The sequence below is a fragment of the Altererythrobacter sp. KTW20L genome (assembly GCF_023501975.1).
Taxonomy (GTDB): Bacteria; Pseudomonadota; Alphaproteobacteria; order Sphingomonadales; family Sphingomonadaceae; genus Alteraurantiacibacter.
This window is the reverse complement of the sequence record NZ_JAMFLH010000003.1, coordinates 33,353-60,345: the sequence shown is the minus strand read 5'-3', so window position 1 is coordinate 60,345 and position 26,993 is coordinate 33,353. Positions and strand designations below refer to the sequence as shown.

The 26,993-nt window shown below is 58.3% G+C and carries 21 protein-coding genes and 2 pseudogenes; 11 read left to right on the top strand and 12 right to left on the bottom strand.

Features of this window, described 5'->3' with window-relative positions; translation table 11 throughout:
- Positions 1 to 148 precede the first annotated feature (148 nt).
- From M3P36_RS03390 to M3P36_RS03380, 3 genes and pseudogenes are all read left to right on the top strand, one after another.
- Positions 149 to 532, top strand: a pseudogene (locus M3P36_RS03390) (DUF2840 domain-containing protein); the annotation flags it as partial.
- Positions 531 to 1,523: pseudogene (locus M3P36_RS03385) on the top strand (TraB/TrbI/VirB10 family type IV secretion system protein); the annotation flags it as partial. The pseudogenes M3P36_RS03390 and M3P36_RS03385, both read left to right, overlap by 2 nt.
- Positions 1,520 to 1,747: a DUF2274 domain-containing protein gene (locus M3P36_RS03380; protein WP_249700744.1), complete on the top strand. Its 228-nt coding sequence runs from the start codon at positions 1,520 to 1,522 to the stop codon at positions 1,745 to 1,747. The pseudogene M3P36_RS03385 and the gene M3P36_RS03380, both read left to right, overlap by 4 nt.
- Here the strand turns inward: M3P36_RS03380 and M3P36_RS03375 are convergent.
- Positions 1,735 to 2,631: a LysR family transcriptional regulator gene (locus M3P36_RS03375; protein WP_249700741.1), complete on the bottom strand. Its 897-nt coding sequence runs from the start codon at positions 2,629 to 2,631 to the stop codon at positions 1,735 to 1,737. The genes M3P36_RS03380 and M3P36_RS03375 overlap by 13 nt on opposite strands.
- 551 nt (positions 2,632 to 3,182) lie before the next feature.
- Here M3P36_RS03375 and M3P36_RS03370 point away from each other — a divergent pair.
- The 6 genes from M3P36_RS03370 to M3P36_RS03345 are packed head-to-tail and all read left to right on the top strand — an operon-like array spanning position 3,183 to position 11,491.
- Complete coding sequence (locus M3P36_RS03370; protein ID WP_249700739.1) at positions 3,183 to 4,265, top strand: GTP pyrophosphokinase; 1,083 nt, start codon at positions 3,183 to 3,185, stop codon at positions 4,263 to 4,265.
- On the top strand, positions 4,265 to 6,892 hold the full coding sequence (locus M3P36_RS15300; protein WP_502798352.1) for a sigma factor-like helix-turn-helix DNA-binding protein: 2,628 nt from the start codon (positions 4,265 to 4,267) through the stop codon (positions 6,890 to 6,892). Before M3P36_RS03370 ends, M3P36_RS15300 begins: the two co-directional genes overlap by 1 nt.
- 19 nt (positions 6,893 to 6,911) lie before the next feature.
- Positions 6,912 to 8,858, top strand: a complete 1,947-nt coding sequence (locus M3P36_RS03360) for a DEAD/DEAH box helicase family protein (protein ID WP_249700737.1) — start codon at positions 6,912 to 6,914, stop codon at positions 8,856 to 8,858.
- The gene (locus tag M3P36_RS03355; protein ID WP_249700735.1) at positions 8,848 to 9,045 is read left to right on the top strand and encodes a CxC ATPase DNA modification system associated small protein; all 198 of its coding nucleotides are present in this window, start codon (positions 8,848 to 8,850) and stop codon (positions 9,043 to 9,045) included. Before M3P36_RS03360 ends, M3P36_RS03355 begins: the two co-directional genes overlap by 11 nt.
- Positions 9,035 to 11,011: an AAA family ATPase gene (locus M3P36_RS03350; protein WP_249700733.1), complete on the top strand. Its 1,977-nt coding sequence runs from the start codon at positions 9,035 to 9,037 to the stop codon at positions 11,009 to 11,011. The genes M3P36_RS03355 and M3P36_RS03350 overlap by 11 nt, the downstream gene beginning before the upstream one ends.
- 3 nt (positions 11,012 to 11,014) lie before the next feature.
- Positions 11,015 to 11,491 (top strand): hypothetical protein, encoded by a 477-nt coding sequence (locus M3P36_RS03345; protein WP_249700731.1) that lies wholly within the window; start codon positions 11,015 to 11,017, stop codon positions 11,489 to 11,491.
- A gap of 122 nt (positions 11,492 to 11,613) precedes the next feature.
- Here the strand turns inward: M3P36_RS03345 and M3P36_RS03340 are convergent, their stop codons facing one another.
- The 6 genes from M3P36_RS03340 to dndB all read right to left on the bottom strand — a co-directional run bounded on the left by M3P36_RS03340 (position 11,614) and on the right by dndB (position 18,637).
- On the bottom strand, positions 11,614 to 12,969 hold the full coding sequence (locus M3P36_RS03340) for a DGQHR domain-containing protein (protein WP_249700729.1): 1,356 nt from the start codon (positions 12,967 to 12,969) through the stop codon (positions 11,614 to 11,616).
- A gap of 2 nt (positions 12,970 to 12,971) precedes the next feature.
- Positions 12,972 to 13,502: a hypothetical protein gene (locus M3P36_RS03335; RefSeq protein WP_249700727.1), complete on the bottom strand. Its 531-nt coding sequence runs from the start codon at positions 13,500 to 13,502 to the stop codon at positions 12,972 to 12,974.
- A gap of 193 nt (positions 13,503 to 13,695) precedes the next feature.
- Positions 13,696 to 14,082: a DNA sulfur modification protein DndE gene (gene dndE / locus M3P36_RS03330; protein ID WP_249700725.1), complete on the bottom strand. Its 387-nt coding sequence runs from the start codon at positions 14,080 to 14,082 to the stop codon at positions 13,696 to 13,698.
- Positions 14,072 to 16,078, bottom strand: a complete 2,007-nt coding sequence (dndD, locus tag M3P36_RS03325; protein ID WP_249700723.1) for a DNA sulfur modification protein DndD — start codon at positions 16,076 to 16,078, stop codon at positions 14,072 to 14,074. Before dndD ends, dndE begins: the two co-directional genes overlap by 11 nt.
- Positions 16,075 to 17,544 (bottom strand): DNA phosphorothioation system sulfurtransferase DndC, encoded by a 1,470-nt coding sequence (gene dndC, locus M3P36_RS03320; RefSeq protein WP_249700721.1) that lies wholly within the window; start codon positions 17,542 to 17,544, stop codon positions 16,075 to 16,077. Before dndC ends, dndD begins: the two co-directional genes overlap by 4 nt.
- Positions 17,537 to 18,637 (bottom strand): DNA sulfur modification protein DndB, encoded by a 1,101-nt coding sequence (gene dndB, locus M3P36_RS03315; protein WP_283773312.1) that lies wholly within the window; start codon positions 18,635 to 18,637, stop codon positions 17,537 to 17,539. Before dndB ends, dndC begins: the two co-directional genes overlap by 8 nt.
- 42 nt (positions 18,638 to 18,679) lie before the next feature.
- On the opposite strand from dndB, the gene M3P36_RS03310 reads away from it, so the two are divergent.
- Both M3P36_RS03310 and M3P36_RS03305 read left to right on the top strand, forming a co-directional pair.
- Positions 18,680 to 19,849 carry an aminotransferase class V-fold PLP-dependent enzyme gene (locus M3P36_RS03310; RefSeq protein WP_249700719.1) on the top strand — a complete coding sequence of 390 codons (1,170 nt, stop codon included), beginning with the start codon at positions 18,680 to 18,682 and terminating at the stop codon, positions 19,847 to 19,849.
- A 596-nt stretch (positions 19,850 to 20,445) separates the two neighbouring features.
- Complete coding sequence (locus M3P36_RS03305) at positions 20,446 to 20,745, top strand: DUF736 domain-containing protein (protein WP_249700717.1); 300 nt, start codon at positions 20,446 to 20,448, stop codon at positions 20,743 to 20,745.
- A gap of 181 nt (positions 20,746 to 20,926) precedes the next feature.
- On the opposite strand, the gene M3P36_RS03300 is transcribed toward M3P36_RS03305, so the two are convergent.
- The 5 genes from M3P36_RS03300 to M3P36_RS03280 all read right to left on the bottom strand — a co-directional run bounded on the left by M3P36_RS03300 (position 20,927) and on the right by M3P36_RS03280 (position 26,702).
- Complete coding sequence (locus M3P36_RS03300) at positions 20,927 to 23,428, bottom strand: S8 family peptidase (RefSeq protein ID WP_249700715.1); 2,502 nt, start codon at positions 23,426 to 23,428, stop codon at positions 20,927 to 20,929.
- A 5-nt stretch (positions 23,429 to 23,433) separates the two neighbouring features.
- Positions 23,434 to 24,429 (bottom strand): AAA family ATPase, encoded by a 996-nt coding sequence (locus tag M3P36_RS03295; RefSeq protein WP_249700713.1) that lies wholly within the window; start codon positions 24,427 to 24,429, stop codon positions 23,434 to 23,436.
- A gap of 119 nt (positions 24,430 to 24,548) precedes the next feature.
- Complete coding sequence (locus tag M3P36_RS03290; RefSeq protein WP_249700711.1) at positions 24,549 to 25,031, bottom strand: type II TA system antitoxin MqsA family protein; 483 nt, start codon at positions 25,029 to 25,031, stop codon at positions 24,549 to 24,551.
- Between the two features lie 2 nt (positions 25,032 to 25,033).
- Positions 25,034 to 25,348 carry a type II toxin-antitoxin system MqsR family toxin gene (locus M3P36_RS03285; protein WP_249700709.1) on the bottom strand — a complete coding sequence of 105 codons (315 nt, stop codon included), beginning with the start codon at positions 25,346 to 25,348 and terminating at the stop codon, positions 25,034 to 25,036.
- A gap of 85 nt (positions 25,349 to 25,433) precedes the next feature.
- Entirely contained in the window at positions 25,434 to 26,702 is a 1,269-nt protein-coding gene (locus tag M3P36_RS03280; protein ID WP_249700707.1) for a tyrosine-type recombinase/integrase, read from the bottom strand.
- Positions 26,703 to 26,993 lie beyond the last annotated feature (291 nt).

The window sequence follows — 26,993 nt, the reverse complement described above, 5'->3', positions numbered from 1 at the left end:
CAAATCGGCTGCTCTCTAACAATGCTAATAGAGAAGAATCCTTCGGATTCTTGCTAACGGCTTTGCCGTCTGTGGAAAAAGCTGGCGCGGCGCTCGCGATTCCAGCCCTTGGTATCGCCGCTCGGCACTCGCGGCCGGGACGGCAATCATGAGCAGCCCGGCTTTGCATCGGTCTGCCGCCAGACCGCAACCGCGCAGCGCATTGACCGAGGTCGAACTGACCTGGATCGAGAAGTGCTACGAGCAATGGATCCGCTTCGGGCGTATCGCGACTGATCGGATCATCAACCGCCGCACGCGCATCGTCGGCTTCCGTCCTGGGACAACCTTTGCGTTTGTGCGCTGGCTGTCGAACGACTTCGGAACGGTTCACTCCAGCATCGACATCGTCACCGCCGCGACGCCCGGCGAGTCCTACACGACGCTGCCGTTCGTGCGCCCGGGCGGTGAAATCCTGCTGCATATCGAAGGCTGGCCCAAGGTCGCCCAAGTGCTCCAGGCCATTGACGCGGTAGAAGCTGCCGGGGTCGACAGGCGCACCAGCCAACTACGCTGACGTGCCCAAGTTGGGGCCACCGCTTCCAGGGGATCTGGGGCGACCGATTGTCGCTGCCCAGCAGGACGGCCAGAACGTCCCGATCCCGCCGATCGGTCCGCCCGCCAATGGCACGCAGCCGCCCGATCCAAGGGTTGCAGCAGCGCAGCAGGCGCGCGATCGCGCCGCGCAGGAACGCGACAGCGCGAGGACCAGTCAGCTGTTTCTGGCAGGCAATACCGGCGCCAGCGACAATCGCACCGCCGCGCCTGCTGGCCCACTACCTGCCGTTGCTGCTGCCACTGGAGATACTGCTCAGCCTGCTCCGGTCACGCCAGTATCGAACCGGCGTGCATTTCTTGACCAACGCGGAACACGCGGAACAGAAAGTACGGAACGCATCATGCGTCTTGTATCGCCTCACGTCGTGCAATCAGGCAGCATCATCCCCGCCGCACTGATCACCGGTATTCGTTCAGACCTTCCCGGCCAGATCACAGCGCAGGTGACCCAGAATGTCTATGACAGCCCGACCGGCCGCATTCTGCTGATCCCGCAAGGATCACGGCTCATTGGCGAGTATGACAGTGACGTCGCTGCCGGGCAGAACCGGGTGCTGCTGGCATGGGATCGGCTCATTTTGCCGGGTGGCCATTCGATCCTGCTCGACCGCCTGCCGGGCGCCGATGCCGCTGGTATGGCCGGATTGGAAGATCGCACCGACTATCATTGGGGCAATATGCTCAAAGCCGCCCTCATCTCGACGCTGCTGGGGGCGGGGACTGAACTGGTCGCCAGTGACGACAGCGACCTTGTCCGCGCGTTGCGCTTCGGCACGCAGGATACGGTGAACCAGACCGGGCGGCAGGTGGTGCAGCGGCAGTTGAATGTGCCGCCAACCCTGACCGTGCGCCCAGGTTTTGCTCTGAGGATCATTGTCACACGCGACCTGATCCTCGAGCCATTCCAGACAGGAGCACCGCGATGACCCGCCTTAAACTGGCCGACATAGCCGATGAAAAGCCCGTGCGGATGACGCTGGAAATCCCGGCTAAATTGCACCGGGATCTGGCCGCTTACGCCGTGGCGGTGAACGGCGGTGATCCCAAAGGCGCACCCACAGTCGAACGTCTCGCTCCCGCCATGCTCGAGCGGTTTATCACCACCGACCGGGCCTTTGCCAAAGCCCGCAGAACGCTTCAGACAGGGTAGCGCTCATTGATCAGCGTGAAGAAGCGCTGCAGCGCGGGGTTTTTATTGTCCCCGCGCCAGTAGACCGAGAACTCAAGTCGGGCCGTGCCGTTCTGATCATGGACTTCCCGAAAGTTGAGGTCTGGCCAAGTCACCCCCTGCGAAGCTTCGGTCGCAACGGTGATGAAGCGACCGACCGATACGATGCTGAGGACGCTTTCGAGGTTCGTGTCCTGGACGATAATGTTCGGGCGATAGCCCTGCTCGGTAAGGCGCGCCGCCAGCAGATTGGCAACGATCGGCCCAATGCCGCTGCTTGGCACAACGAAAACTTCTCGGCGAAGATCGGTCCAGTATATCCGTTCGTTCTCGAGTAGCCTGTGGCCATCGAGCAGGGTGACCATCAAACGATCCGACCAGACCCGCCGCGAGCAAATGCCGCTTTCCTCGATCCCGGTCGGTGCAACCGCAACGTCGATCGTGCGCGATTGCAGGCAGTGCATCAGCTTCTCCGGACCAGCCTCGACCCCATCGAACTGGACGTCGGGAAACCGGGTCAGATAGTCGGAGAAGGTCTGTTTGAGGTTTCCAGCCATCAACGATGAGCTGTAGCCGACCGCAAGACGGCCCTGTTCGCCATAGCTGACCGCCCGCGCCGTCGTCTGCAAATTGTCGATATCGGTGAGGATACGCCTTGCGGTCTCGATGAAAACCTTGCCCATCTCGGTTGGTTCTGCGCCGCGGTTCGAGCGTGTGAACAGCTTGATGCCGAGCTGATCTTCCAGCTGTGTCACGCGCTGGCTGAGCGTCGATTGCCGCATGTTCAGAGCCAAAGCGGCGCGGGACAGACTGCTCATATCGGCTGTGAGAACTGCGTAACGCAATTGCCGAGCTTCGATCGTCACGCTGCTTTCTCCCCTGCCTTTTATGTTTTGGGCATTGAGAGGCAATCCGATCAAATTCGCAATATAATTTCATTGCTTTGGTCAAAATTGGGACGACGGTTAGGGTTTATACTTGTAGAGGCCGCATGGCGTTGGGCGGCAAACTGCAAACCGAATTGCTTTATTGTGGAGAAAAGCCTTAACGCCTGCATGGTATCGGAGTGCTATGTCCAATGAACCACGCGCCCCGCGCATTGCTGTCCTGTTTGACGCAGACAACGCACCATCCCGCATCGCCACCCGCCCCTTTGAAGAAATCGCGAAGATCGGTGAAGCCAGGGTGCGCCGGACTTATGGCGACTACGCGAGACCCGCATCAAATCCTCGGCAGGCTCTGTCAAGCTTAGGATACTGTCGCAATCCCCATATCGCGTCGAGCAGTGTGTGAAAGCAGAGGTGCGCTTTTCGCTTTAACTCGTTGAAAAAGTCGCTTCGCCATTCATCTTGGTATAGAGGAAAATGCCGTCGACAGGGTGGCGAGGAATCTCCACTTTGTACTAATGGGGGGCAGCGTGCCGATTAGCGAAACCGTAATCTCAGAAGCCGTTGCGCGCTACGACCGGGAACGCGACCGCTATATCAAGCTCGCCAGCAGAGTCGCCGACCTTTGCCGCGGCGCGGTTGTCGAGGATAACGCCGTCCGCGCCCAAGTCACTTCGCGGACAAAGACGGTCAAGAGTTTCGAAGGAAAACTTCGCCGGTTCTCGCGTCGGGCTGACAAAAATTTTGCCACCGTTGATGATGTATTTGCGCAAATCGGCGATTTTGCCGGGGTTCGCATCGCAACCTATCGGCCCGAGGACGAGGCGCGCGTCGCGGAGGCCGTCGAGATGCTATTTTGCGGCTCTGATGGTGGCGCAATCGATATCGACCTTAAGGATAAGCTCAAGCCCGCTGCCGGACAATTTTACCGCGCGACGCACTGCCAAGTGCATTTGCCTGAGAATGATCTGGTCGGGAACTACGAGAATTTGCGTGGCGCGAGCTGCGAGATACAGATTTGCTCTATGATGGCGCATGTCTGGAACGAGATTGAACACGACATTGGCTACAAGCCAGAAGGCGAGGGACCAAGCGACGCTGAACGCGGACTGCTTGAGGCGCTTGGGCATCTGACCCGTGCCGGTGATGCTGCGATCACGAGATTGCTTGCCGCGAATATAGCCCGCATGGCAATGCAAACCGGTGATTTCGCTGACGTGCATGATTTCGTTGCTCGGATGCGGCCCTATTTCCCGGATGCCGACTTATCGGTCAACGCTGGGCTAGCATTTGACGAAGCACTTGCGCTCGATCTGGTGTCGATAGACAAGATCCGTGCGCGACTGGGCGATGATGCGCTTAGCCCGGCCATAGCAGCACCCAAAATTCAGGCATTCAACGCCTATCTCGACGAGCAAGGCCTTTCGGATCTTGCTCTCAATCCAGCCTCGGCAGATTTGTTTACGATCGCCATGCTCGAAGCGGACGTCGATGCGATCGTCGCCAATCATGCCGGCGGGCGTGGCAAAGGTCGGCCCCCGCGCATCTTCTATCTCGCCCGCGCCTACAAGGAGTTTGCCGGGAAACAACCGGCGACGGATCAAGTGGTCTGATGGAGCAGCGCGCAGCCGAAATTGAGTATGTCGACGCAGCTGACTCGGATGCAGAGGCGGTCGCGGCGGCACGCGCTATGCCCATCGAACAGTTGGTGGCGCAAAACGATGTCTCGGTACGACTGCGCAATACGATAGAGCGCGGCGTTCTCGAAGGGGCTATGCCTTGTATAACGGTGGGCGATTATATCGACGCCGGACCCAGCGCCCGAGCGAAGTTCATGACGGCGCTGTGGGCGTTCGGCAAAGGAACCGCCACCGAACTGGAAGCGCTCATCTCCGCCTTTCTCGCTGGCGCCTCGCTCGAACCGCAGAACTGCCGACAAGTGTCTGGCACTGTTCAGTCTGACGACAGGAATTCGATACGCCTGGACATGTTGCTCGGAAAGCTGGCTGGGCTGACCTATGCTGATGCAATGCGCGGTCAGGTCATCTCGGTACGACTTAGCAACGCGCTCAAAGGCACAGCACTGGTCAACAATCCGCTAACTGAACTGCTAACCGGTGGGGCAGCAACCCGCGGTGAACTGCTGAGTAAGCAAAATTTCGGACGCAAGTCGCTGGTCGAACTTGAGGCGCTCGTCCAGGCTCAGATCGTGCGCACGTTGGTGAAGACTTGCTCAGACCCAGCGATCCTGCTCGACGATTGCGCTTTCCTGTTTGGAACTCCCGAACCACGGCGGCGCGAACTGGCCAATCGCATCCTTGAGGTGGTTGCGGCTTGCCCCCCACGCGATGCCGATCTTGCCGGACTGCTCGATTGGGCCATGCCGGAGCTTAATGACCGCGAAGTATCGGTACTGCGTCGCCGCTATGGTTTCGATGACGGTGATGTCGAAACGCTTGAGGAAATCAGTGCGACCTATGCGGTCACGCGTGAGCGTATCCGGCAGATCGAAGCAAAAGCGCTACGAAAGCTCTCGGCCAAGCTGGATGGCGCGCCGCTCCGGGCCTTGCTCGCCACGGCGTCCGAACATTTCTGGGAAGAGCGTGCCGTGCCGTTCCTTCCAGCGCATGACAGCTATCAGATCCGTCGCGAACTGCCGGCGCAGTTGTCGCTCGCGCTCGATATTGCGGGGTTAAGCCTAGGCCAATGGCTTTCGCAGACTAGCGTCGCAATGCGGTTCGGCTTCGTTGCCAATTCTTGTGATTCCGGAGCGGTCATGGCCCTCGGCACCGAACTTCGCCGCATTGCTGACGAACGCTCGTTGCCAATCGCGATTGACGATCTCGCCCTTGGTCACGAAGCGGCCGTGATCGCAGCCGCGGTCTGCGTCGAGACTGAACTCGCGATGGCTGACGGCTACCTGTTCTTCCAGCGCCCCCGTGCCCGCTTGCGTCGGATGACCCGCCTACATCGACTGCTGTGCGCGCATCGTGGGTCAATGTCGTTGTATGAACTGGAAGATGCCTATACTGCAGCGTTCGACGATGATCCGTGTTCGCTGCGCGACTTCGACATCGTCATGGACATCGCTCCGCATCTTTTTCTGGAGGTTGAAGACGGCCTGTGGCTGGCGGTAGGTAGCGGCCCGCAAGACAACCCATTGCCGCAAGCGCTCGCTGAGCCGCGATCTCCAGAGCCAATCGACCCGCTTACGATCGCCGGCTCCTTGATGGGTGCGCTTCGCAGCAGAGGGCCGACAGCGGTAGTCGAGCTCTACCGGGATGCGGACGCCATCCTCGAGCCAGGCCGGTCGCGCAACAGTGTCGCCCCGGTGATGGTCAGCCGACCCGACCTGTTCCTCCGCGTCCTCCCCAGTGTGTTCGCCCTCAACGAGCATCGGCTTGACGAAGAGGCGCTATTGTCGGGGGATTTGCCCTATTTGCTCAACGAGCCCCAGGCGCGGGCCTATGCCTTCGGCCGCAAGGCCGGCGAGCCATGGGGGACCTACCGCCTGTGGACACCAGCGGCGGAATATCGCTTGTGCAGCTGGGCGCGGTTCGATGCGCCTCCGCAGCTCTATCACTCGCTACTGGCGGTTGCGTCGATTGACCACTGGCCAGTGGCCGAGACGGTTCAGGCAGACTGGCGCCGCCATCGGGCGCTCGAAGGCCGCTTCGAGATTACTGTGTCAGGCAAGATTCCAGATCCCGAGCCGAGACCAGGATTAGACCGAGTTTTGGCCGCGTGCCGAATTGCCCGCGAGCGCGGCAATCTCAACTGGCTCGCGGTCAATCGAATGATGGGTCGCCGGCTCGATGCGGCAGGCGGCCAAGGGTTGCTGGCGCTCATGCTCGCACTAGACTGCGTCTCGCTCCCGGAGGGTCAGGACGGTGAATTGCTGCTGATGGCGCACCCGGCGACCGAACGGGCCGATACCCTAGCCGACGAACTTGCGCTGGCGCGCATGCAAACCGGCAATCTCGATTGGGAGAGCGCGCTGGGCCAGGCATTGCGATCCGAGGCGATGGCCGCGGCATCGTCCGTACTTGGTTGGACGACCCCGGATCACGTCGCCTCCCTGTTTGGAGAAGCCTCCGCACATTCGGCGGATGCAGTGAGCAAAGCCGAAGATGAGGATGAGGATGAGGATGATCTGTTCGCACGATTGATGCGCGAACATCGCCGCACGACAGAAGTGGCCCGCCGCGACGCAACAGCGGAATGGCTGCTCGATGAATGAGACAGAGTCACCTCGTATCATGACCGCAATCGACCAGCTCAAAGGCCATTATCGTAGTGGCCGTGACGATCTTTCCGCAGCATTCTTTCAGCCATGTATGCGAGAGGCGAGCCGCTATCGACGTGCTGTCGGCTATTTCTCGACCTCGGCATTGCTCAGTTGGACTGACGCCTTGCCACGGCTAGCTCTCGAGGATGGCTTGAAGATCCAGCTGATCGCGTCGCCCGAGCTGTCCGAACAGGACCGCGATACCCTGCGCGGTCTTGGGTCGGCAGCGCAGCGCGATGCCTACCGTGCGATAGTCGTCGAAAAGGTGCTCGAAACGATCGTTGCTCTTATCGAGACTCCGTCGGACATCGGCCTGCGCGCGCAGATTTTTGCTTGGCTTGTCGCGAATGAACGGCTCGAGCTGCGCTTCGCGTTTGCCGAACATGTCGATGATCCAGGGATCTTCCACGAGAAGATTGGCATTTTCGACTTTTCTGAAAATCGAACGGTGGCCTTTACCGGTTCGGCCAATGAGACGTTAGGCGGACACCGCCGCAACTATGAATCGATCGATGTCTATCGTAGCTGGCTCGCGGGCGAGACCGAGCGGGTCGCGGTCAAATGCGAGCAATTCGAGGAAGCATGGAACGGTCTGGCGGAAGGCCTGAGCGTGCTCGCGCCCAAAGGCGAGGTATTGGAACGGCTCCGTGCTCGGGCACCGCGGGGCCTTCGCAATCAGTCGACACTAGCTCCGAGCGCGCCGGATCCGCGCTGGCGGCACCAAGATGATGCTGTGGATGCCTTCATGGAAGCGCGCGCCGGCATTCTCGAAATGGCAACTGGCACGGGGAAGACCCGCACGGCGATTAAGATCCTCGACCGGCTCATCGCCGAGGGACAGATCGACAGCGCGATCATCACCATGGATGGGACCGACCTGCTCGACCAATGGGCCGCCGAGCTCGATGGCTGGGCACTACGGCAAAAGCCGGCCTGGCTGGTGTACAAGCATTTCGAACGTCACCATGAGCTCGGTGAATTCGCGCTCGACCCGGATCATGCGCTTCTCGTCATCTCGCGCGAGCAGCTCCACAAAATCCTCTCACGGCTGCCCGACAAGGCGAAGGCGAAGATGCTCATCGTCCACGACGAAGTGCACGGTCTTGGAACACCGTCGCTCGTGCGCAATCTCGACAGCGCCCACAACGCATTCACTTGGAAGCTAGGCCTGAGCGCCACGCCAGACCGCGCTTACGACTCAGTAGGTAACGCATTCATCCAGTCCGCGTTGGGACCGACCCTGTTTGAGTTTCCGCTCGAAGCTGCAATTCGCCGCGGCGTCTTGAGCGAATTCGACTATCTGCCGCTTCCTTATGACCTGACCGATGGCGACCGCGATCGCTTGTCGGCCGTCTATGCCAAGAAGGCTGCGCGTGCGCATGAGGGCAATCCCATGCGCGATGAAGAATTGTGGACCGAAATCGCCAAGATCTACAAAACTGCTGAAATGAAGCCGTCGGTATTCGCCGATCATTTGCGTGATCATTCAGACTGGCTGACCCGCGCGATTCTGTTTGTCGAGACCAAGGAGTACGGCGCGCAGATCCTGACAATCATCGACCGCTATACGCATCGCTATCGGACCTATTATGCCGATGATGACCGTGCCCATCTGGTCAGCTTCGCCAATGGCGAAATTGACAGTCTGATCACTTGCCATCGCATCAGCCAGGGCATTGACATCCGCTCACTGTCGACCGTGGTTCTGTTTGCTTCGGCCCGCGCCAAGCTTGAGACGATCCAACGGATCGGCCGGGTGCTGCGAACCGATCCCGCCGATCCCGGCAAGCGGGCACTTGTGATCGACTTTGTTCGTCCAGCCGCGCCCGGCGACACCTTCCTAAATGCCGACCAGGAGCGTAGCACCTGGCTGACCGACCTTGCCATGACCAGAAGGGATCCGAACGATGGCGCTTGACCCTGCGCTTGCCGGCGCGCTCAAAGCTGCAGCCAAGGAGGCTGGGCAACCTGACGCGGTCGCCAATCGCCTGCTCGCCTGGCTGACCAATATGAGCGACAGTGAGCTGAGCCGAGATGCTCGCGGCCAATTCTACGACGATGTGCGCCAGGCCGTCTTGCTGCCGGGGGCTGACGATGCGGATTGATCTTGCCGGCTGGTCCAGCAGTGGCCTTCGGACGCCTGATATCGAGATCGATTTACTCGATCGCAATGGCGAGCCAGCGAAGGTCGCGCTCATTCAGATGCCCAACGGCACAGGTAAAACGACCACCCTTGAGCTAATCAAAGCGACGCTCAGCAATGAAGCAGCCAGCTGGACGCCCGACCAGGTTCGCCGACTACGCCGCCGGCACGACACCCGAGCCGAGGGCCAGTTCATCGTAAAGTTGCTCGTCAATGGTCGGCCGCTGACCTTCGAGCTGACGCTTGATTTTGAGAATGGCGTCGCGCGCTATCGCACCACCAACGTCGGTAGTGGCGGTATTGTTACGGGCTGGGCTCCGTCCCCCGAAGTACATCAATTTCTCTCGCCAGAATTCCTGCGCCTGTTTATCTTCGATGGCGAATTTGCGGATGAATTGTTCGATCCCAAGAAGGCCGAGGCGGACCGGGCAATCGATGCCCTTTGCCAACTGTATCTACTCGGCGAAGTATCGCAGTTCGCCGAGGAGGAATGGGAACGGCGCTCGAAAGCCAGCGGCCCAAAGACCGACAGCGGCTTGCAACGGTATCTCAACGAGCAGACTGCTTTAATCAAGCGCCGCGACGAACTTCAAAAGATGGACTCTCACGCCTCGCGCGAAATCGGCATCCACTCCAAGGAGATTGCCGACCTTGAGGCGAAGATCAATCAGCGCCTCGCCAGCATGAAATCTACCCAGGCCGAACACGCGACCGCGCTCAATGCGCTCGGCGAAGCCGAGCGCGACTTGCTCGCCGCCACCAGTGCCGCGATGACCGCGATCCGCATGCCACTTGCAATGAATGCAGCGTTCGGCGCTTCGCTCGTCGAGCTCAAGGAAAATCTCGACTTGCTGCGGCTGCCGGAGAACACCTCCGCGCAGTTCTTCGAGGAGCTGATCAACGAAGCCGAATGCATTTGCGGCCGCGAAATGACCTCCGGTGCCCGGCATGAAATCACCACTCGTTCCAAGCGGTATCTTGACGCCGACGAGTCCGGGACGATTAACGCACTGAAATCCGACATCGACAAGTTCACTGCGAGCCAGGGCGAGGATGCGCCCGACGAGAAGCTTGCTGTGCAACTGCGCTCGCTCGGTGTTGCCCGCCGTGCCCAGCACAAAGCCGAACAGCTTGTGCGTACCTTGAAACAGCAGCTCATCGACGAGGGCGACGAACAGCTTAAGGCATGGGAAGCTGCGCTCGACGAGCATAAGAGCAAGCATGCGGAATTTCGGGCGGTCATCGACTCAATTGCAGGCGAAGGCCATCCCGACGACAAGCCGATTTTCTCGCTGAAGCTCATTGAGCGCAAGCTTAAAGAAGTGAGCGCGAAGATCGCCGAGATCACCGAAACCGTGACGCTGCGTAAGCAGACCGACATCCTGAAGGATATCTTGTTTCGCGCCGCTACGATTGCGCGCGGTCAGATCCGGGACGAACTCGTGGTCGAGGCGAACCAGCGCATCAAGGAAATCCTGATCAACGACCCGCTCGAAATTTCCAAGATCGACCGTTCGCTCAGGCTAGCTGGCCAGGATGGCGCAAGCGTCGGCCAAACACTGTCGGTTGGCTACACATTCTTGATGAGCGTGCTCAACCGTGGCAACAACAATTTTCCACTGGTCGTCGATAGCCCGGCTAACCCGATTGATGGCGATGTCCGCGAAAATATCGCAGCACTGATCCCGTCGCTCTGCACGCAATTTGTTGGCTTTACGATCAACACCGAGCGACCGGGCTTTGTTCTTCCCCTCGAAAAGGCAGCAGGAACGGTCAAGTTTTTGACGATGTTCCGAAAGACCGACGGTACTGCGCGCCTGCTCCCCGGCCTGCCTGTCACAGGCGTCGTTCAGACTGAAAGCGCGGTGCTTGTGGAGGACCGCGATTACTTCATGAGCTTTGGCCTTAAAGACGAGAAGGAGGCCTGATCCATGGCGATGTTTCGACTGCGCACCGACGCTGAGGCTTGGTTCTCGGAAATCGAGAAAACTCAGCATGTGCGCTCAAAATTTGACCTCTATTATTTCTGCCTGATGGCTGGCTTCGCAAGCGGTCGCTCGAGCGAAACGCACATCACTGGCGCAGGCTCGAAGGAATTCATCGACTATTTCATCGACGATTATAAGTCGGCCAGCACTCTACTGATCGGTTTACTCGTCATCGCAGAGATGAAATATAAGGGCATCGACGTTACCGAGAAAACGTCGGTACGCGGGCTGTTCAAGGACATTGTCGATGCAAAGAATGGCAACAATCAACTGACCGAGCACGGCATGAAGCGCATGAATGCCTATGCCAGCGGCGGGTTTGAATATCTAGCACAGAAGCGCGACACCAAGCCTTATTCGATCGAGGAATTTCTACGCGACTATGTTGCCCTGATCGGCGACGCTCTTACCCCGGCCTGAGAGGCGTCAACCAGCAGGTTGCTGCGAAAATTGATTTGAGCATCGAGAAACCTCCCCTAATTTTGGAGAGGGGGGTCTGGGCAACTATGTGTAGCGGATTGAAGCTGCGATTGCGGCCCAACCTAGCCCGCCAAAAAGTCTTTTAGCGCGATGTGCTCACCCATCTGGCTTTCAAGTCGCTTTTCCATCGCCTTTATTTTGCGCTCGCTGACCAACTCGCCATTATAGAGGAGTAGGTCACGCACAAGCGGCATCTTACCCGGGCGGAGTTGCTGGGAGACTGGCTCAAAGAACAAATCTCGGTAGGGACGCTTGGTAATATCGGTTTCAATATCAGAAAAATAATCGACACCTTCACGAACACGTTTGATTGCAAGGCGTTTGATTTTTTTGGGATCGGCCTGCTTACCTTCTATTGTAATTGCTCCGTCCCAGCTAATCGATGCGGCAACGAGCTCGGCAAACATCGACAGACCTCGTGGCCGAAAAAGCACATGTCCGCCGTCGCCCTTGCGATGCTGGTTAATGATGGTTGTCACATCGCCTGCTTCGAGGGCTTGCCCAACTTCGGGAAACCTTTTGGCAATCTGACTCAGGAAGGCATCCGCAGTTGCTAGATAGACATCGAGCCAAGCGTCCATCGGGCGATTAAAACGCAGACGATCCTTCTTTTCGGCGTTGCTTTCATTCGGCTGATTCTCAACCAGCGCCATGAAGATCACGCGAAAGCACTCGTAGAGCGTAATGATCGAGGTAAAGGATTGCGCGTCGGCGACGGTCAGGGCGGCGTTCGACTTGAGTGAAACGAACTTATCCTGGCTCCAGCCCTTTAGGTCTTCAACCACGTGCCGACAGGCAATAGCAATAACATCGTCTTCATCGAGCGCAATAATCTCGCTGATTTTTACCGTCACGGCCCGCTTGTTGAGAGTGGTAAAGAGGCGTCGCGACCTCTGCCGGCCCGCGTTGGTTGGCTCGTGACCAATCATGATGACCGAGAGTTCATCATCGGGAATTTCGCTTTTTGGATCATCCTTGATCCTTTGCAGAACCTTCTTGATGCCGCTCAACCGATGCTGGCCGTCCAAGGGAAACAATATTTCATCGCCGCTCAGTTCGAGGTATCCGAACGCCTGAGATTTGGAAATATCGACTGACGGCATCGCGCCATTGCCTTTCGGACTGACGTCGAACTCGTGAAACTTTGGCGCTCCCTCGTAAACGGCAATAACCATCGATGGAAAAAAACGCTCCTGCACTTGCTGTATGTAGTCAGCAATCTTCTCCGAGCGCTTGGTGTCAATCGCTCGTTGGATCATGTCTGAAAGGTTCTTGTTCTCGTAAAAATCGGTAGTGAGACTGATATAGGTCTTCACTTCTGAAAACTTCATAAGGGTTGAATAGTAAAACCACTTTCCGATCTTGCCCTTCAGAGCGGGCAGCATCAGCAGCGGCTTTGTCGATTTGTTGGATTTCATCGTCAATTCCTTAAGACGGGAACGATGCGCCGAATACGCGCTGAAAAATCGAGGGTGCTGCAGGCTGGAATGACTGCATCGGAGAGATCGTTCTCGAGTTTACGCAAATCGGCTTCGGTCCAGTCTAGGCTGGAGAAACAGAACAGCAAATCGTTGCTCCAGTTTGAGAACAGCCACTGAAATTTAGGTCTTTTTGCTCCGCGGGCCCTGTCTCTCAAATATTGTCGAAATCGGTTTTTTAGATTCGACTGACTCCCGGCCCCACTTTGCCCGAAATAAACAATTACGGCATGCTTAGGCATAATCGTGTTGTTGATACGGATCTTGAACGCGTAGATGCCTTGCTCGGATGGTACAGCGTCTACCGACCCTTCCTCAAACGGGACTTCGGTCCAGGCAAATGGTTGGGCCCCAGCCTGCCCACGCCAGAGGTCAGGCCAGAGGTACACCGCGAATGCGTGCTCTCTGTAGAAATCTTCCGCCGTTCGCGGCAGTGCTGTACTCGCAGCGAGATCAAACGCGTTACTGGACAACTGCTCACCTCAATCCGGCACAAAGGAACAATGGCATTTCCTAAGCGGCGCAAATTTTTATCGCAATATGAATAGGTTTTATTCGGCTTCCTGCTTCAAAAGCAAATTCATGGCGTTTAGGGTGCCGAACGCTATCGCCGACTTCACTACATGGCGGCTTCGAAAAGTGAGGGAGCCATTCCAAATGACCCGGTTAACGCGTAACACGGTCAGCGCGTGAAACGAGATCTGCGATGCTGCGCAGCTTTCGGTCGCCAGCGAGATAGGACAGTCCGCGATGGACATGTAGGCGCAGCTGTTGCGCAACCAGCTCGTCGTCGTCTCCCAGTCCATCTTCGAAGCAGCGCTGTTTTACCAGCGCGAGTAAGATGTCGGCATAGCGACCGCCAAAAACCTCCCAGCTCATCTCGAGATTGCTGTCTGCAGGGATCTTTGCTGCCGGTGGAGGAATGGTCTCTGCGAGCGAAGTACACAAGCCCCAGCGCGCCAGCACATTCATGTGCTCGATGCCGGTGTGTCGCTTGAGCCGAGAGAGCTGCTCACGCGCTGTTTGTGAAAAACGGATAGATTTAACCGACATAAGCGGACTCGCTTATAGTTCCAGGCTCGCTGAAATAGCCGGGCTCGACGCTGGTAGTCCCACGTTCCTCGTTGAACTGAAGGTGGTAGACTCGGCCGACAAATGGCTTGAGCGCCTCGTAATAGCCGCCAGAGATCTCCTCGTCGGTCGAAAGCAGGATGACTTGGTGGCTAGCCAGTGGGAAATAGTGAGTGACCAGCCGACGGCGATGGGAACTATCAAGCCGACCCAGCGGCGTGTCGATCACCATCGGAAGCGGTCGACCTGATGCGCGCGCCAAGCCCCACAGAACCGATGTCGCTAGCAATTGGCGTTCGCCCGCCGACAAACGATCAGGCGGCAGCGGATTACCGTCGCGCCCCGTCAGCGCGAGCTGGAAGCTTTCCGGGTCGATCCGCAAATTGACGACCAGTGTCTTCTTGCGAAGAAGCTGCTGGAAGCTGTCGAGAACCAGCGCTTCAATCCGGACAAGATGGCGGCGGATGACCGCATCGCGGAATTTGTCGAGCGTATCGCGCACCTTGCTTATGTGCAGAAGCACGCGGGAACGATCATCCTGCGCGAGCTGCGCCTCTTTGTCATCTGCCGTGAACCGTGAAATCTCGGTTTGCGCGCGCTCGAGATCCCGGCGCAGCCGATCGAGCTGTTCGCCTTCGGCCTTTTGCTCAGTCTGCATTACCGCCTCACGGGCAATCAATTCGTCGCGCTCCGCCGACAATGCAGTCAGCGCTTCCGCAGTCGGTACCGCTGCGACCTGGTTGCGCGCATCCTCAAGCGCGATCCATGCGCTATGCTGATCGTCTAGCAGCGAAGGCAACATAGCGCGCGCCGCATCGAGCTCTTCGTCGGTCAGTTCGCGGAGCCGTTCCCGCCCGAGATCGCTCACGCCTAGTCGTGGGATCTCGACCGAATCGCGGCGCTTGGCGCGATCGTCGCGCAAAAAGTCGGTGAGAGACTTGAGGAGATCTGAACTTGGCTTCTGCTTTGCGATTGTCTCGACGATATCGGCATCGCGTTGGGACAGCAACTTATCGGTCGCGAGCGCCTGCGCCGAGGCTGACTCTGCACGCACCTGCTTAGCAGTCCTCTGAAGAAGCGGCAGAACAAGTAACAGCGGCGAAGCACCCGCGGCCGCATCACGCAACGCCCGTTCGGTCGCGCGGAATTGCGCATCTGCTATCGAAAGCGTGCGCTCGAGTTCTCCACGCCGCTCGTAGAGGTGGCCACCTTCCTTGCGGAAGCGCTCCTCAAGCCGCGTTCTCAGACTAGCGATGCGGCCAAGTTCGGCTTCACGCTTGGCGTGCTCGGCATGGACCACCTCGATCCGGTCACGTAGCTCCTCGCGCCGCAGCTCAAGCACCTTGAGTTGGTCCTGCTCTTCCTGGGGGCGCGCTTCCATCCGGCGTCGACGCTCGATCACCGATAGGTCGGAGCCAAGTTTCTCGACAAGATCAAGGCCAAGTAAGTTATAGACTGCTGTCTCAATAAGCCCGCTGGAACTACGTGGGTCAGCATAGGCTTCGATCTGTTCGCCATCGAAAAGGAACAGATGCGCGATCCGCGATGGCAAGAACTCCTCGACCTGCTCGGCCCAATGCTCGGTCGCCATGGCGTCAAAGCGATGATTGCGGACCACCTCGAGTTGGTCCTTGCAGCTCTTGGGTGTCCGCCGCCAACTGCGCTTTACATGATAAAGTTGCTCCTCGCCATGAGACATGTGGCGGAAGCGCAGCTCGATCGTCGCACTGTTCGCGCCGGTACCGCGGTGGATGGAGCCATCAAGGTATTGCTCATAGCTCACGCCTTCACGTCGCGAGGAACGCGCGAGCGGGCCGAACAGGCAAAGCTGAATAGCGTCGAGCAGGGTAGTCTTGCCTGCACCATTGAGCCCGCCAAACAGGATGATCGGCTGCTCGGGTGACGGTGGGGTCAGATCGACGACGACCCGACCGCCATACTGGCCGAAATCATGCAAAATGAGTTGGTCGATAATCACGCGATGTCTGCCGCCTGCTCGGCCGCATCCTGCTTGGCCTGGTGTCGCGCTCTTGCTCGATCCGTAGCGTCGGCCTCGTCCTCGTAGAAGCCACGCTCGAACGCCCGTTCGAGCTCGCCGAACACTCCAGCGCGCCGCGCCATGACGCGATGCTTGCGCTCGATGGAGAGCAATTGTCTGGTGAGCTCGAAATGCAGCGTGTCGCCGCTGATTTCTTTTAGCAGTGCAATATCCTCGGCATTAAAACTCATGCCATCGTCGAGCCGTCCGCCGGGGTAAGGCTTGCCCATCATTCGCTCGTAGAGCATGGGCAGGCTGTCTTCGATTTCATGTTTTTCGACCACCCATATGCGGCGAATTTCTTCGAGTTCAGGCAGGGTAATCAATTCAAGTCCGGCCATTTCCTCCGGACCATGAATTTGGACATGAAGCTGCGCACTAAGCAAGTCCTCGAGCCATTTCTGGCGCGCTGATTGCGTGTAGGGGCCAGGCACCAGTTTGTCGTTGAACAACTGGACATGCCCGCTCATCCTTCGAAAATCGCGAAGGGGCCGATCGTCAGGCACATCGAGTGCGTTGCGCAGATCCAGCAGCGGCTGCATCCATTCCTTGTCAGTGTCGTTCTGGATCATCGCTTGCATAGAACGGTCTTGGTCCACCAGTGTGCAGACCCAGCAGCCAAAACGGCTGTCACCGCAACTCGGCGTAGTAGAATCGATCACCAACGGGCATTCCCCATCCGCAGACGCACCTTGATAAAGCGTGAGCAGATCCTTGTTGTTATGCCCCCAAGGATTGCGGCGCTGCATAAGGAACGTCCACACATCGTCGTTAGACCAGTCAGCGATTGGACTATAGACGTAGGCGTTGGGCAAAGTGGTGTTGGGAGACAATTTCGCTCGCACCTGCTTGCCTTCGAGCCGGGTCATCACATGGTTGCGCGCCGCGCTCTCCGCCTTGCGCGTGCCAAGCACAATGATTGCTTCCCCATTGGCGCGCACGACATCGCCAATGAACTTGTTCGACGGATTGATCTTGAGGCGCTCGGTGCACCAGCGAAAGCGCGGCCGGGGAGCAGGGTAGCCACGACCGATCAGATTAACCCAAAAGCTATTGCGCACCTCCGGCGTTAGCCGGTGCGGAGTTAACGGTATGCCCGCTGCCCTGGCCGCGCCGCCCATTTTGTCGAGGGAGTTTTGAACCCAAGTCGCGACGATTGGGTTTTCAACCAACGTATCAGTGCTAATTGCAAAGACGGGCTTGCTGAGATCGTCCTTCGGGAGCGCGACCAGCGCCATCCAGATCAGCTGCAGCACCGCCGAACTATCCTTGCCGCCACTATAACCGACAACCCAAGGAATGCCGTCGGCGCGGTACATCGTCTGGATTTCGTCAATCAGTGCCTCAATTGTCGCTTCGAATCCAAGTTCGGCAAAGGCGCTTTTGCGCCGCGGCAGTTCAGCCATCGCGGCGGTCTCCTCGTTGCAGGGCATCCTCGGCGCGGGTTTCGTCCGCACTCAGATTAATTCCCAAATGGTTCTTAATGGCATTGGTGGTGAGCAAGACGTTTTGCTGTGCCTTCGATACGCGGCCAAGGATCATTGCGCGGCCTTCCCATAGTGCCGCGTTATTGCGCCGCCAGTCGATTGTGCGGATCTTTTTAATCTGATTTTTCCAATCACTGGGTTGGTGGTGAATTAGGCAATTGCCGACCCGTGCGAGCGCTTGCAGCACGACGCCATGACTGTGCAGATAATCCTCGCGCACATCGCCAGCAGTAATCTTGGCCTGCTGAACCTGCGCCCATTGCGGCAACTGCGCACCGACGACTTCCCAGAATTCGGCAGCGAGCTTGGCGCGCTCCTCTGGCTCCTCGATCTCAACATTCTGAAGCAGCGCTGCGGTCGCGGTATAGATCGCGCTCAACGTGAACAGCCGACGTGAACGCGGAGCGAGTGTTGTGCGCTCCATCTCCACGACATCGCGGAACACCGGCGCACGTGCAACCACAAGCTTGGCGAGCAGCGCCTTATCGTCGCGATGATCGTAAAGCACACCGAGCGACCGCGCTGGCCGGATTGCATAACGATTGAGGTCGGCAAACATCTGCTGGCAGCGCGCTAGCCCTTGGTCGAGGAAGAAAACAACTGCGATACTTTCATCGCCAATTGACGGATTTTCGCGCATCGCCATCTCAATCGCCGCCCGGCGGTGCTGGCCATCGTTCAGCACAAATCGCGCTGACATCGGGATCCGCAGAACGCCCATCTTTCGCGAATCTGGATCATCGCCAAGCGGATCGAACTTCACGTCGGCATCGACGGACGCCGTGATGGCCGAAAATACATAATCATCGGGGTTTTCTAGCACATAGCGCGCCATTTCTGGAAGACGCGCCTTGTTCAACTGGCGCTGAGCGCGCAGCTCGGGTATCATTTCGTCCTCATTGAAGAGGAAGAGCTTCGGCAACAGCCGAAGCGGGCACATCGACACGTAGAATTCGCGGCTAGCTTGGACGCCTCGGATCGCTGGAAAGGCGTATTCGAATCCTGCTACCATGAAATTTCGACGTGCGCTCCCTCTAGACCCATACTCGCTTTTGTGGCATTGTTTGTCAAACGGGAAACATACTTTGTTTGGCAAATGACATCATATTTTGACTGCGCGGCGTCAGCCCCTATCGATCCTGAGGCGAGGGAGGCGCTGCTGCGCTTCACCGATCTTGAATATGGGAATGCGGGCAGTCGCACTCATGACTTTGGCGCTCAGGCGAAACGCGCCGTGCAAACGGCGCGCGCGCAAGTTGCGGCGCTAGCCGCCGCTCGCGCGGATGAAGTGATTTTTACCAGCGGTGCGACCGAAGCCAATAATCTCGCAATTCTTGGGCTTCGCGCGCACGGCGATGCGACGGCTAAGCGTCATATTGTAACCACAGCGATCGAGCACAAGGCAGTACTTGAGCCCATAGATGCGTTGGTCAGAGCAGGGTTTGAACAAACCATTATCGCTCCCGGAGTTGACGGATGCATTCGCGCCGAGGCACTGCTGGCTGCAGTGCGACCCGACACATTGCTCGTATCGGTCATGCACGCAAACAACGAAACTGGTTCACTCCAGCCGATTCAGGCGATCGCGTCTGGCTTGGTTGGCAAAAACACGTTTTTCCACGTCGATGCCGCCCAGAGTTTCGGCAAATTACGGCTCCCGCTTACTGATCCTAACATTCATTTGATTAGCGTCTCCGGTCACAAGCTTTATGCGCCCAAGGGCATCGGGGCATTGATCGTCCGACGTGGTCAAAAAAAGGTGCCGCTGGCGCCGTTGACCTACGGCGGAGGGCAAGAGAGAGGGCTCCGTCCAGGGACATTACCGGTCGCATTGATTGCAGCGTTTGGCGCGGCGTGTGCCGCGGCGTCGCGGGATGCGGATGCCCGCGCGGCGCGCTGCCGCGAAATCCGCCAGCACCTTCTAGATGCATTCGAGCCACTCGGCGCAATAGTTAACGGTTCGCTAGACCAAGGGCTTGTGTCGACCTTGAACCTCAGTTTCCCAAGGCTCGATTCGGAAGCTGTGATGCTGATCCTCAAGGATTTAGTAGCCCTATCGAATGGTTCAGCCTGCACTTCGGCAAGCTATGAGCCGAGCCATGTTCTGGTGGCGATGGGCCTGCCCGAAGCGCGCATCGATGGCGCATTGCGCTTTTCCTGGTGCCACATGACCGAAGAACCTGATTGGGACATGGTCACGGACGCGATAAGATCGTTGTGTTAGAATGGCATCCTGCAGGTTATCGATACACCGAAGGGTGAGTAAGTTGCCAAAGCACCCAACCAGCATTTCGGGCATATAGGCATCACTTCGATATTCACTCGCGCCGACCGTCCTGTTCCGTTCGAAACGAAAAGCCTCGTTTTTACAAATTTTCAAACGATCATGGCACTGTGGATTTTCCAAAATTTCGTCATTGATTCATCGAAATTGGGGTGGCCATGGCTCCTCCTTTGTTCGACAACTTTGAAGCCTCAACTTCAATAAAGGCTCGACCAGTTCTGACCGTCTGACCTTGAACGCCGATATCTGTGGAGCCGATGGCTACCACCACTAACCTAAGTCTATCGTCGCGAGGGCGACCTCTCGATTGCCGGAATGGCCTAGGACGGCTGAGCCTCGCCGGGTTGGCCGCAACCGGCCAGTCACAACAATTTCCGCCGCCGGCAGTCTGCCGGCTTTGCATCGCGAAACAAATTGTTGCGTCTGTCCGGTCCTTCGCTTGCCGCTGCGGCGCTAGCGCGTGCGGCACCCGCCGCCTTGTCCCTCTCTCCCGTCATCGAGGCCGCGATTGGCGCGGCTCGAACTTCAGGAGTAAGATGATGTCGACCATCGGAACATTCACCAAGGATGCGGACAGCTATCGGGGCACGCTTTGCACGCTGTCCTTATCGGTCCAGCTCGAGATCCGTCCCAGCAGCAAAGATCATGAAAAGGCACCGGACTATCGGATTTTTTCGGCTGACGGCGAAATAGGCGCGGCATGGGAAAGGACATCGGCGACAGAGCGGGATTATCTCAGCTGTAAGATCGATGACCCGCTCTTCCCAGCGCCGATATTCGCCTCGCTCGTGCTGAATGCCGACGAGGAAACTTATGCGCTGATCTGGAGCCGGTGACGGCTAAGTGGCGCACCTGTTGACGGTGCGCCACGCAATTGGCCAGCACAATTCCATTTTTGGGCATTTATAGCAGCGCTTTGCTCGGCGGGAATCGTTCGATACGTTGGTGCGCGCAGAAATGGGAGATATCATCTCGTTGCCTAAATGACCGTGGCGCGAGCCTTCCTTGCTGTTCACTTCAAATCTCGATCGGAACATCAACCAGCACAGGAACCAACGCGGAAATTGGTGTGTGAAGGTCGACTTCAACGCTCGGCGTCTCAAGGCTGATCACAAGCGCGTAGCGCGCCTCTTGGTCATATCTTCCGAGCGATTTGCGCTCTCGCCACCATCCCGAGATCGGATGGACATATAGAGCATTGCGGGCGGCAAGTTCGATAGCAGGCCCCTCCCAGATGTCGAAATGCAGCGAACCCGACGAGATCTGCTTTTCGCCAAATAGCCAGCCGTCGTTCGTTTCATTGACCGCGCGCGGAGCGTCTTTGTCGTATCCTTCGGCATTGTTGCGGCGATTGAAGTTCCCAATCGTCTCACGTGAGCGCTTGAGATCGAAACGTAGGCCGAAGGACTGGTAGCGTGCCGGGTCCAGATTGGTGGCAAAGCTGGGGTTGGGTTCCACGAAATAGGAGAGGGCGACTTTCAACCTTACCCGAGTGTTGTCGAGCGCCTCAAGCACGTCCTGGGGCCAGGGAAGCTGATAGATATGCGACTCGTTGAATCGCACGCTACCGCCTTCCATGCGGAACGGACGTATCGTGTTTTGTGCGACCAGGGCGAGATCATCGATGGCCGACGCCATCGCACGCCCCAGATCGGGGATACCGTAACCGAACCGCCTCAGGCAGTCGGCCTTTTCTCGCTTTGTCGCGCACTGCGCGACGAGTTGATCCATGTGCCCGGTCCAACGGGCACTATGCACCATCAGCGCACGGATCGTTTCCGGCCAATACTGCGGGTAGGCCGCAGTCAGCTGAGCTGCCATCCGGGCCGCCTGAGCGGTTGCGGCACTTGTCGCCCAGAATGCGTCCAGCAGCTTCTGGGCGACCAGGCGGGAGGCCGTAAGGAGGGAAAGGGAATCAAGTCCCGCTACCGCTTCTGCACCGCACGGGCTGACCGCCCTGTTCCCGGCCTCGAAGACGAGTTCGGGTTTGAACGGAGATTGGCTAGTGTCCCAGAGGTAGGATGTCCGGCTGTGAGGACTGGCGGCACCAACCGGTGCCATCGTGCTCCAACCGTCGTAGCCTGCCTCGCCGATCCCGGTCTTGTCCGTATATCCGCCGATCGTGAGGGCGTTCCACGCCTGTGAGGGGTCTTCTGCCGGGAAAGCATCAGAATCCGCGATTTCGGTGGCAATGGAATTGTCGGGAATATTGCCAGCAGAGAGCAGTATCAGCCGCCGAGGCGACGGATTTTCAGCATCGTCCGATTCCGCTCCGGCCGCCGCCTGGTCGATGGCCGCGCTCCACGCCGTCGCGTCTGATCCGCTGCGCCCCTCGTTGGTGACCGCCATGCAGAAAACACGGTCACGATCCGGGTTGTTGATCTCCGCGAGCAGAATGGCGCTTTGGGTGATCGGTCCATAGGAATAGGGATCATTGTCCGGCACACCGGGAGGGGGCAGAATCTTGACTGATTCCAGACGGTGGGTGAGCTCGATTGGCTGATCGCTCGCGAGCGGACCGACAAGATCCCCATGCAAGGCAAGACCCGCCATGCCGGTCCCATGGCCAGCGCCGTGTTCGTGATCGTCCCCGCCCCAGGCCGTGTCGATCGCCATCAGATCTTCTGTCGACAGAGCGGGTTCTATCAGGGGATGCGCCCGATTGACCCCCGTGTCGAGCAGGCAGACCGCCGGCGCGTCATTGCCGGGCCAGGTTACACGCTCTGCGAGATCATCGATAAATGCCGGAACGTCGTCCTTCAGGTCCCGGGTAAACACCAGCGGGCTGTCGCTCGCGCGACGCAGCTCCGAAATGCCTGCGGTTGCGAACAGTAACATCTCGATTGATGCGCGCCGTCCGTATGCCGGGATCACCGTCGTCTCAGGAAAGCGCAGAAAGGTGTCGGGGTTGCCGACATGCAGCCCCAAAACCGCGGCGCTGCCCAGAACTCTGTCGATGCGATCGTTGAAGCACCAGAGCGCCCACCACATCTGCGCTTGGGGGTCTTCCGGCAATGCCTCGGGAGCATCGCGCCAGAAACTTTGCACGCGTGCCGCACGAATGTGTTCGATCGGTTCGACCCGGGTCTTCTTGGGCGGCGACCCCTTTTCGCTCAGTTCCCCGTTTGTGTAGTCCTCAAAGACTTGGGAAAAGGCATCGCGCATGTCATCCGGGACAAACAGAGCAATGCGGCGCACGCCGTTCTCGTCGACGATTTCGGCCGCTTGCCGTGTGCCTTCCCTTTGCCGTTCAAGGTTGGTGGCGCCGGTGCCCCGATTGAGTTCAACCTCAATGAAAACGCCGCCAGCAGGCTCAAGGTCCGCTGGCTGTTCGGGCAGGCCGCGCTGTCCGGCCTCAGCCTCCGCAAAGGCATTGCCAATTTCCGCGATGAGGCGGAGTCCGTGATCCGCACGAACTCTGTTTAGCGCGCGCTGCCGTGCGTTGCTGCCCGGCGACTTGAAGGTACGTCGCTGGGCAAGCGGAGTGATATCGATGTGCGGTCGGTTGTGTTCGCTCACAGGGCTCAGAGCTTCACCGCAAACGCCGTTCGCATGGCCTGGCGCTCAGTGAGCTTGGCGACGACCTCCTGGGTGGTCGTCTGCTTCCTCTGCTCGAGGATCGCGGTCTTGACGACTTCATCCGTAGCGCGGGCGACTTCGGCCTGGCTAAGCCCCCGCGCCGCCTGCTCGATCGCGGCCCATCCTGCGCGCTGAAATTTGAGGGGTTTGAGGTTGGCCTTGATCACCGCGCGAATCTGCGCTGCGGTCGGCATCTCAAATTCGAGCACGTCGTCGAACCTGCGGAGGAGCGCCCGGTCCAGCAGCTCCGGATGATTGGTGGCTGCGAGGATCGGGCTGTCCGTCGAGGTCTTCTCTTCCATGAACTGGAGGAAGCTGTTGAGGACCCGGCGCATTTCAGCGACGTCGTTGGTCGCGGTGCGATGACCGCCGACTGCGTCGAATTCATCGAACAAATAGACCCCGCGCCGACGCCGGGTCTCATCGAAAACCAGACGCAGTTTTGCTGCGGTCTCACCCATATAACGGGTGATCAGTGTTTCGAGCCGAATGATAAAGAGCGGAAGCTTCAGCTCACCTGCGATCGCCTCGGCCGTCATGGTCTTGCCGGATCCCGGGGGGCCGACGAACAGCAGGCTTCTTGACGGAACCTTGCCATGTTCGCGCAGCCAATCGCGTTTGCGCTGCTGCAAGAGCATCCCATTGAGCCGCTCGGACACCGACGCGCTCAGAACAACGTCTTGAAGATCAACCACAGGATCGCGATAGTCGAGCAGTCCTTCGAGATCGCCGCGTGGGGCAGCAAAAGACACGGGAATAGATGCCTTGACCCCGCCCGCGCCGCGGGCGGCATCGACTGCTGAACGAAGTTCATTCGCGGTGTCACGGTGCCCTTGACGGGCTTCCGATGCGGCAACTTGCAAGGCAATAGAATAGAATTGCGCGTCGTCGCCTTCCGCGCGACTGCGTAACATCGCCAGTATTTGCTTGGCGTTTGACATCTATTCTACTTTCCATCCCCTCGCGTCGCAAACCTGTGACGCAAACAGCGATACGTTATGCTTCCTGAAATTTGAAGCGCGATTGTTGTCCCGTGGCTATCCGACCACGTTGGCTGGGCTCATGCCGCAACACTACGAACGCCCTTGGTAGCCGTCCCCTTCTTGCCGGTCGGCGTGAGACGGCCACCAGCGCCCTCACGCGAGGCAAGCCTGCGCAGGTTGCGGAGGGTTTCCAGCTCCTCTGGATGACGGTCCAAAATCTCGATCAGACCCACCGCGGCGTCGCTGGGTGGCGTGGCTCCGCTTTCATACTTCTGGAACGCGCGCCGTCCGCCACCGATAATCCGGCCAGCCTCTTCCTGGGTGAGGCCAAGCTTCTTTCGCACTGCCTTGACGCGCGCGGCATATGCGGCGCGCAGCTCAAGATAGGCCCGATCCAGCGCTTGCAGCTCGGCACCTGAATGAATGGAGTCACCACCGTCTTCAGGATACCAGCCCGACACCTCGACCTCGCGCGACATCGACCCAACGCTGACCGTTTGCACACGGGCGGCGCGGCGGAGGACCTGGCCGGTCTCGGGATGAATCCGTGTCTGCGTCACCTTCAAACCTCCTTGAACGATGTCAGAACGACATCGATCAGCGTCTCGCCGGCAAACTTCAGATAGAGATACAGGCCGTCGCACGGGATCCGGTAGCTGTCGTGCCAGACCTTCGAGTTTACCGGATTGTGAGCCGTCTCCGACTTCACAAAATCCCCGGGTTCAAGGGCCTGTACAACGGCCACCACATCTCCGAGCGAGTAGCCCAAGGCTTGGGCACTACGCGTTGCCGTCCGCGTGATCTCCAAGCTTGCCACATCACAAAACTTCGCCTGAACAGAGGAAAGTTCGTGATGCGGCACTCTCTTTCTCGCCATTCAATATACACCTTGAAGGTTAATTGTCAATAGCAGGATGCGGAAGGAATTCCACCTGACATGACCTGATCTCGCAAACCGGGGATCACGCCGCTTGCTGCATTGATTGCAGTCTGGCTGCACCGAGCTCAAGCAGCCGGGCAATTTCATCCGACGTCCGCTGTACGGCAAGCTTTAGCGCCTCATCGATATGGATGTAGTCTTGCGTTACGTTCTGCGATGCGTGGCCCAGCATCGCTCGGATCGTCAGTTCCGAGAAACCCAATTCGCCAGCGATGCTACCGAACGTATGCCGCAAGGTGTGGGGCGTCACCCCTGATATCCCTGCAAGTTTGCAAACGCGGTCCAGACAGGAGCTGACGGCTGTGTATGGCCCCGCCCCGGTTTCAGAGGGGAACACATAGGGATTACCAACGATTTCGATCTGATCCTGCAGCACTTTGAGCGCAGTCGGACCGATGGCACGCACTTGCGCACCACCTTTAGTGTCCGGGAAACTGACGAAGCCGGCGGTGGCATTGACCCAGACCCGTTGCATTGCTTGAGCCTCCTCTCGCCGGTATCCCGTTAGCAGGAGGGTTTTGAGAACGCTCAGCGCGACAGGATTTTCGCGATTTTGTTCGGCAAATGCGAGCGCCTTGCCGAGCATCTCGAGCTCGGAGACACTCAAACGCCGAGTCTTTTTCTGGCTAGCGAGCTTCTTTGCCCCTTGGGTCGGATGGACGGCCAGAAGTCCTTTGTGTTTGGCATGGCCGATGATGGCCTGGATCGTGCCAAGGCATCGAGACGCGACACCAGCGCCACCCGTAGCCCTTCCTCCTCGGCCGCCGGTTCTGGCTTTGGCAGTCTTCCCGTTCTTCACGTCAGATTGCATCTGCTCAACATCGGCAATGCTCAACTGCGCTACAACGCGCCTGCCGAGAAGCGGAATGATGTGAGTCTTGATCCGGCTTTCATCCATGTCGAGCGAAGACGGCTTTATTGGCCGGTTCAGCCTGCCAAGGATGTTACCCGTCCGCGCTTCGGCCAGATACCAATCGCACATTTCTGCGACCGTCATACCTTTTCGCGCCCGACGCGTCTCATCTGCAGGATCTTCACCCTGGATCACAGAGGCAAGGTAAAGCTTTGCCTGATCGCGGGCCTGATCGACCGTCAACACGCCGTACCGGCCGATGTTGATCCGGCGCTGCACGCCCTCTGGATTGCGATACTGCAAGATAAAGGTCTTCGTACCCGAAGGCAGGATGCGTACGCCAAAGCCCCGCACTTCTGTATCCCAAAGCGCGGCTTGCCCCTTGGCGGGAGGGAGCAGCCCGTCAACGCTGCGCTTGTTTAGCTTGACCGTGGGCATGAATTTCCCCCATTTGGTGACAAAATCTCTGCTTGATCACTTTGTCACCATATTGTCAGCAGATGCAAGCCAAATTGGGGTATCTTTATCGTGCTTGGGAAAAGGCACCCTACTTCCATACCACTGTAATATCGTAGTTATTACAAGTCTGGCGTACTCAGGAAAAGCTAGTGGGCCTTCTTGCCAAGGTTGGGGTCGAGGGTTCGAATCCCTTCGCCCGCTCCAGTTTTTCCAAGACTTTCGTGTCCCAGTGACTTTCGCGTCCTGACACCTTTCGCGATTGTTCGTGGC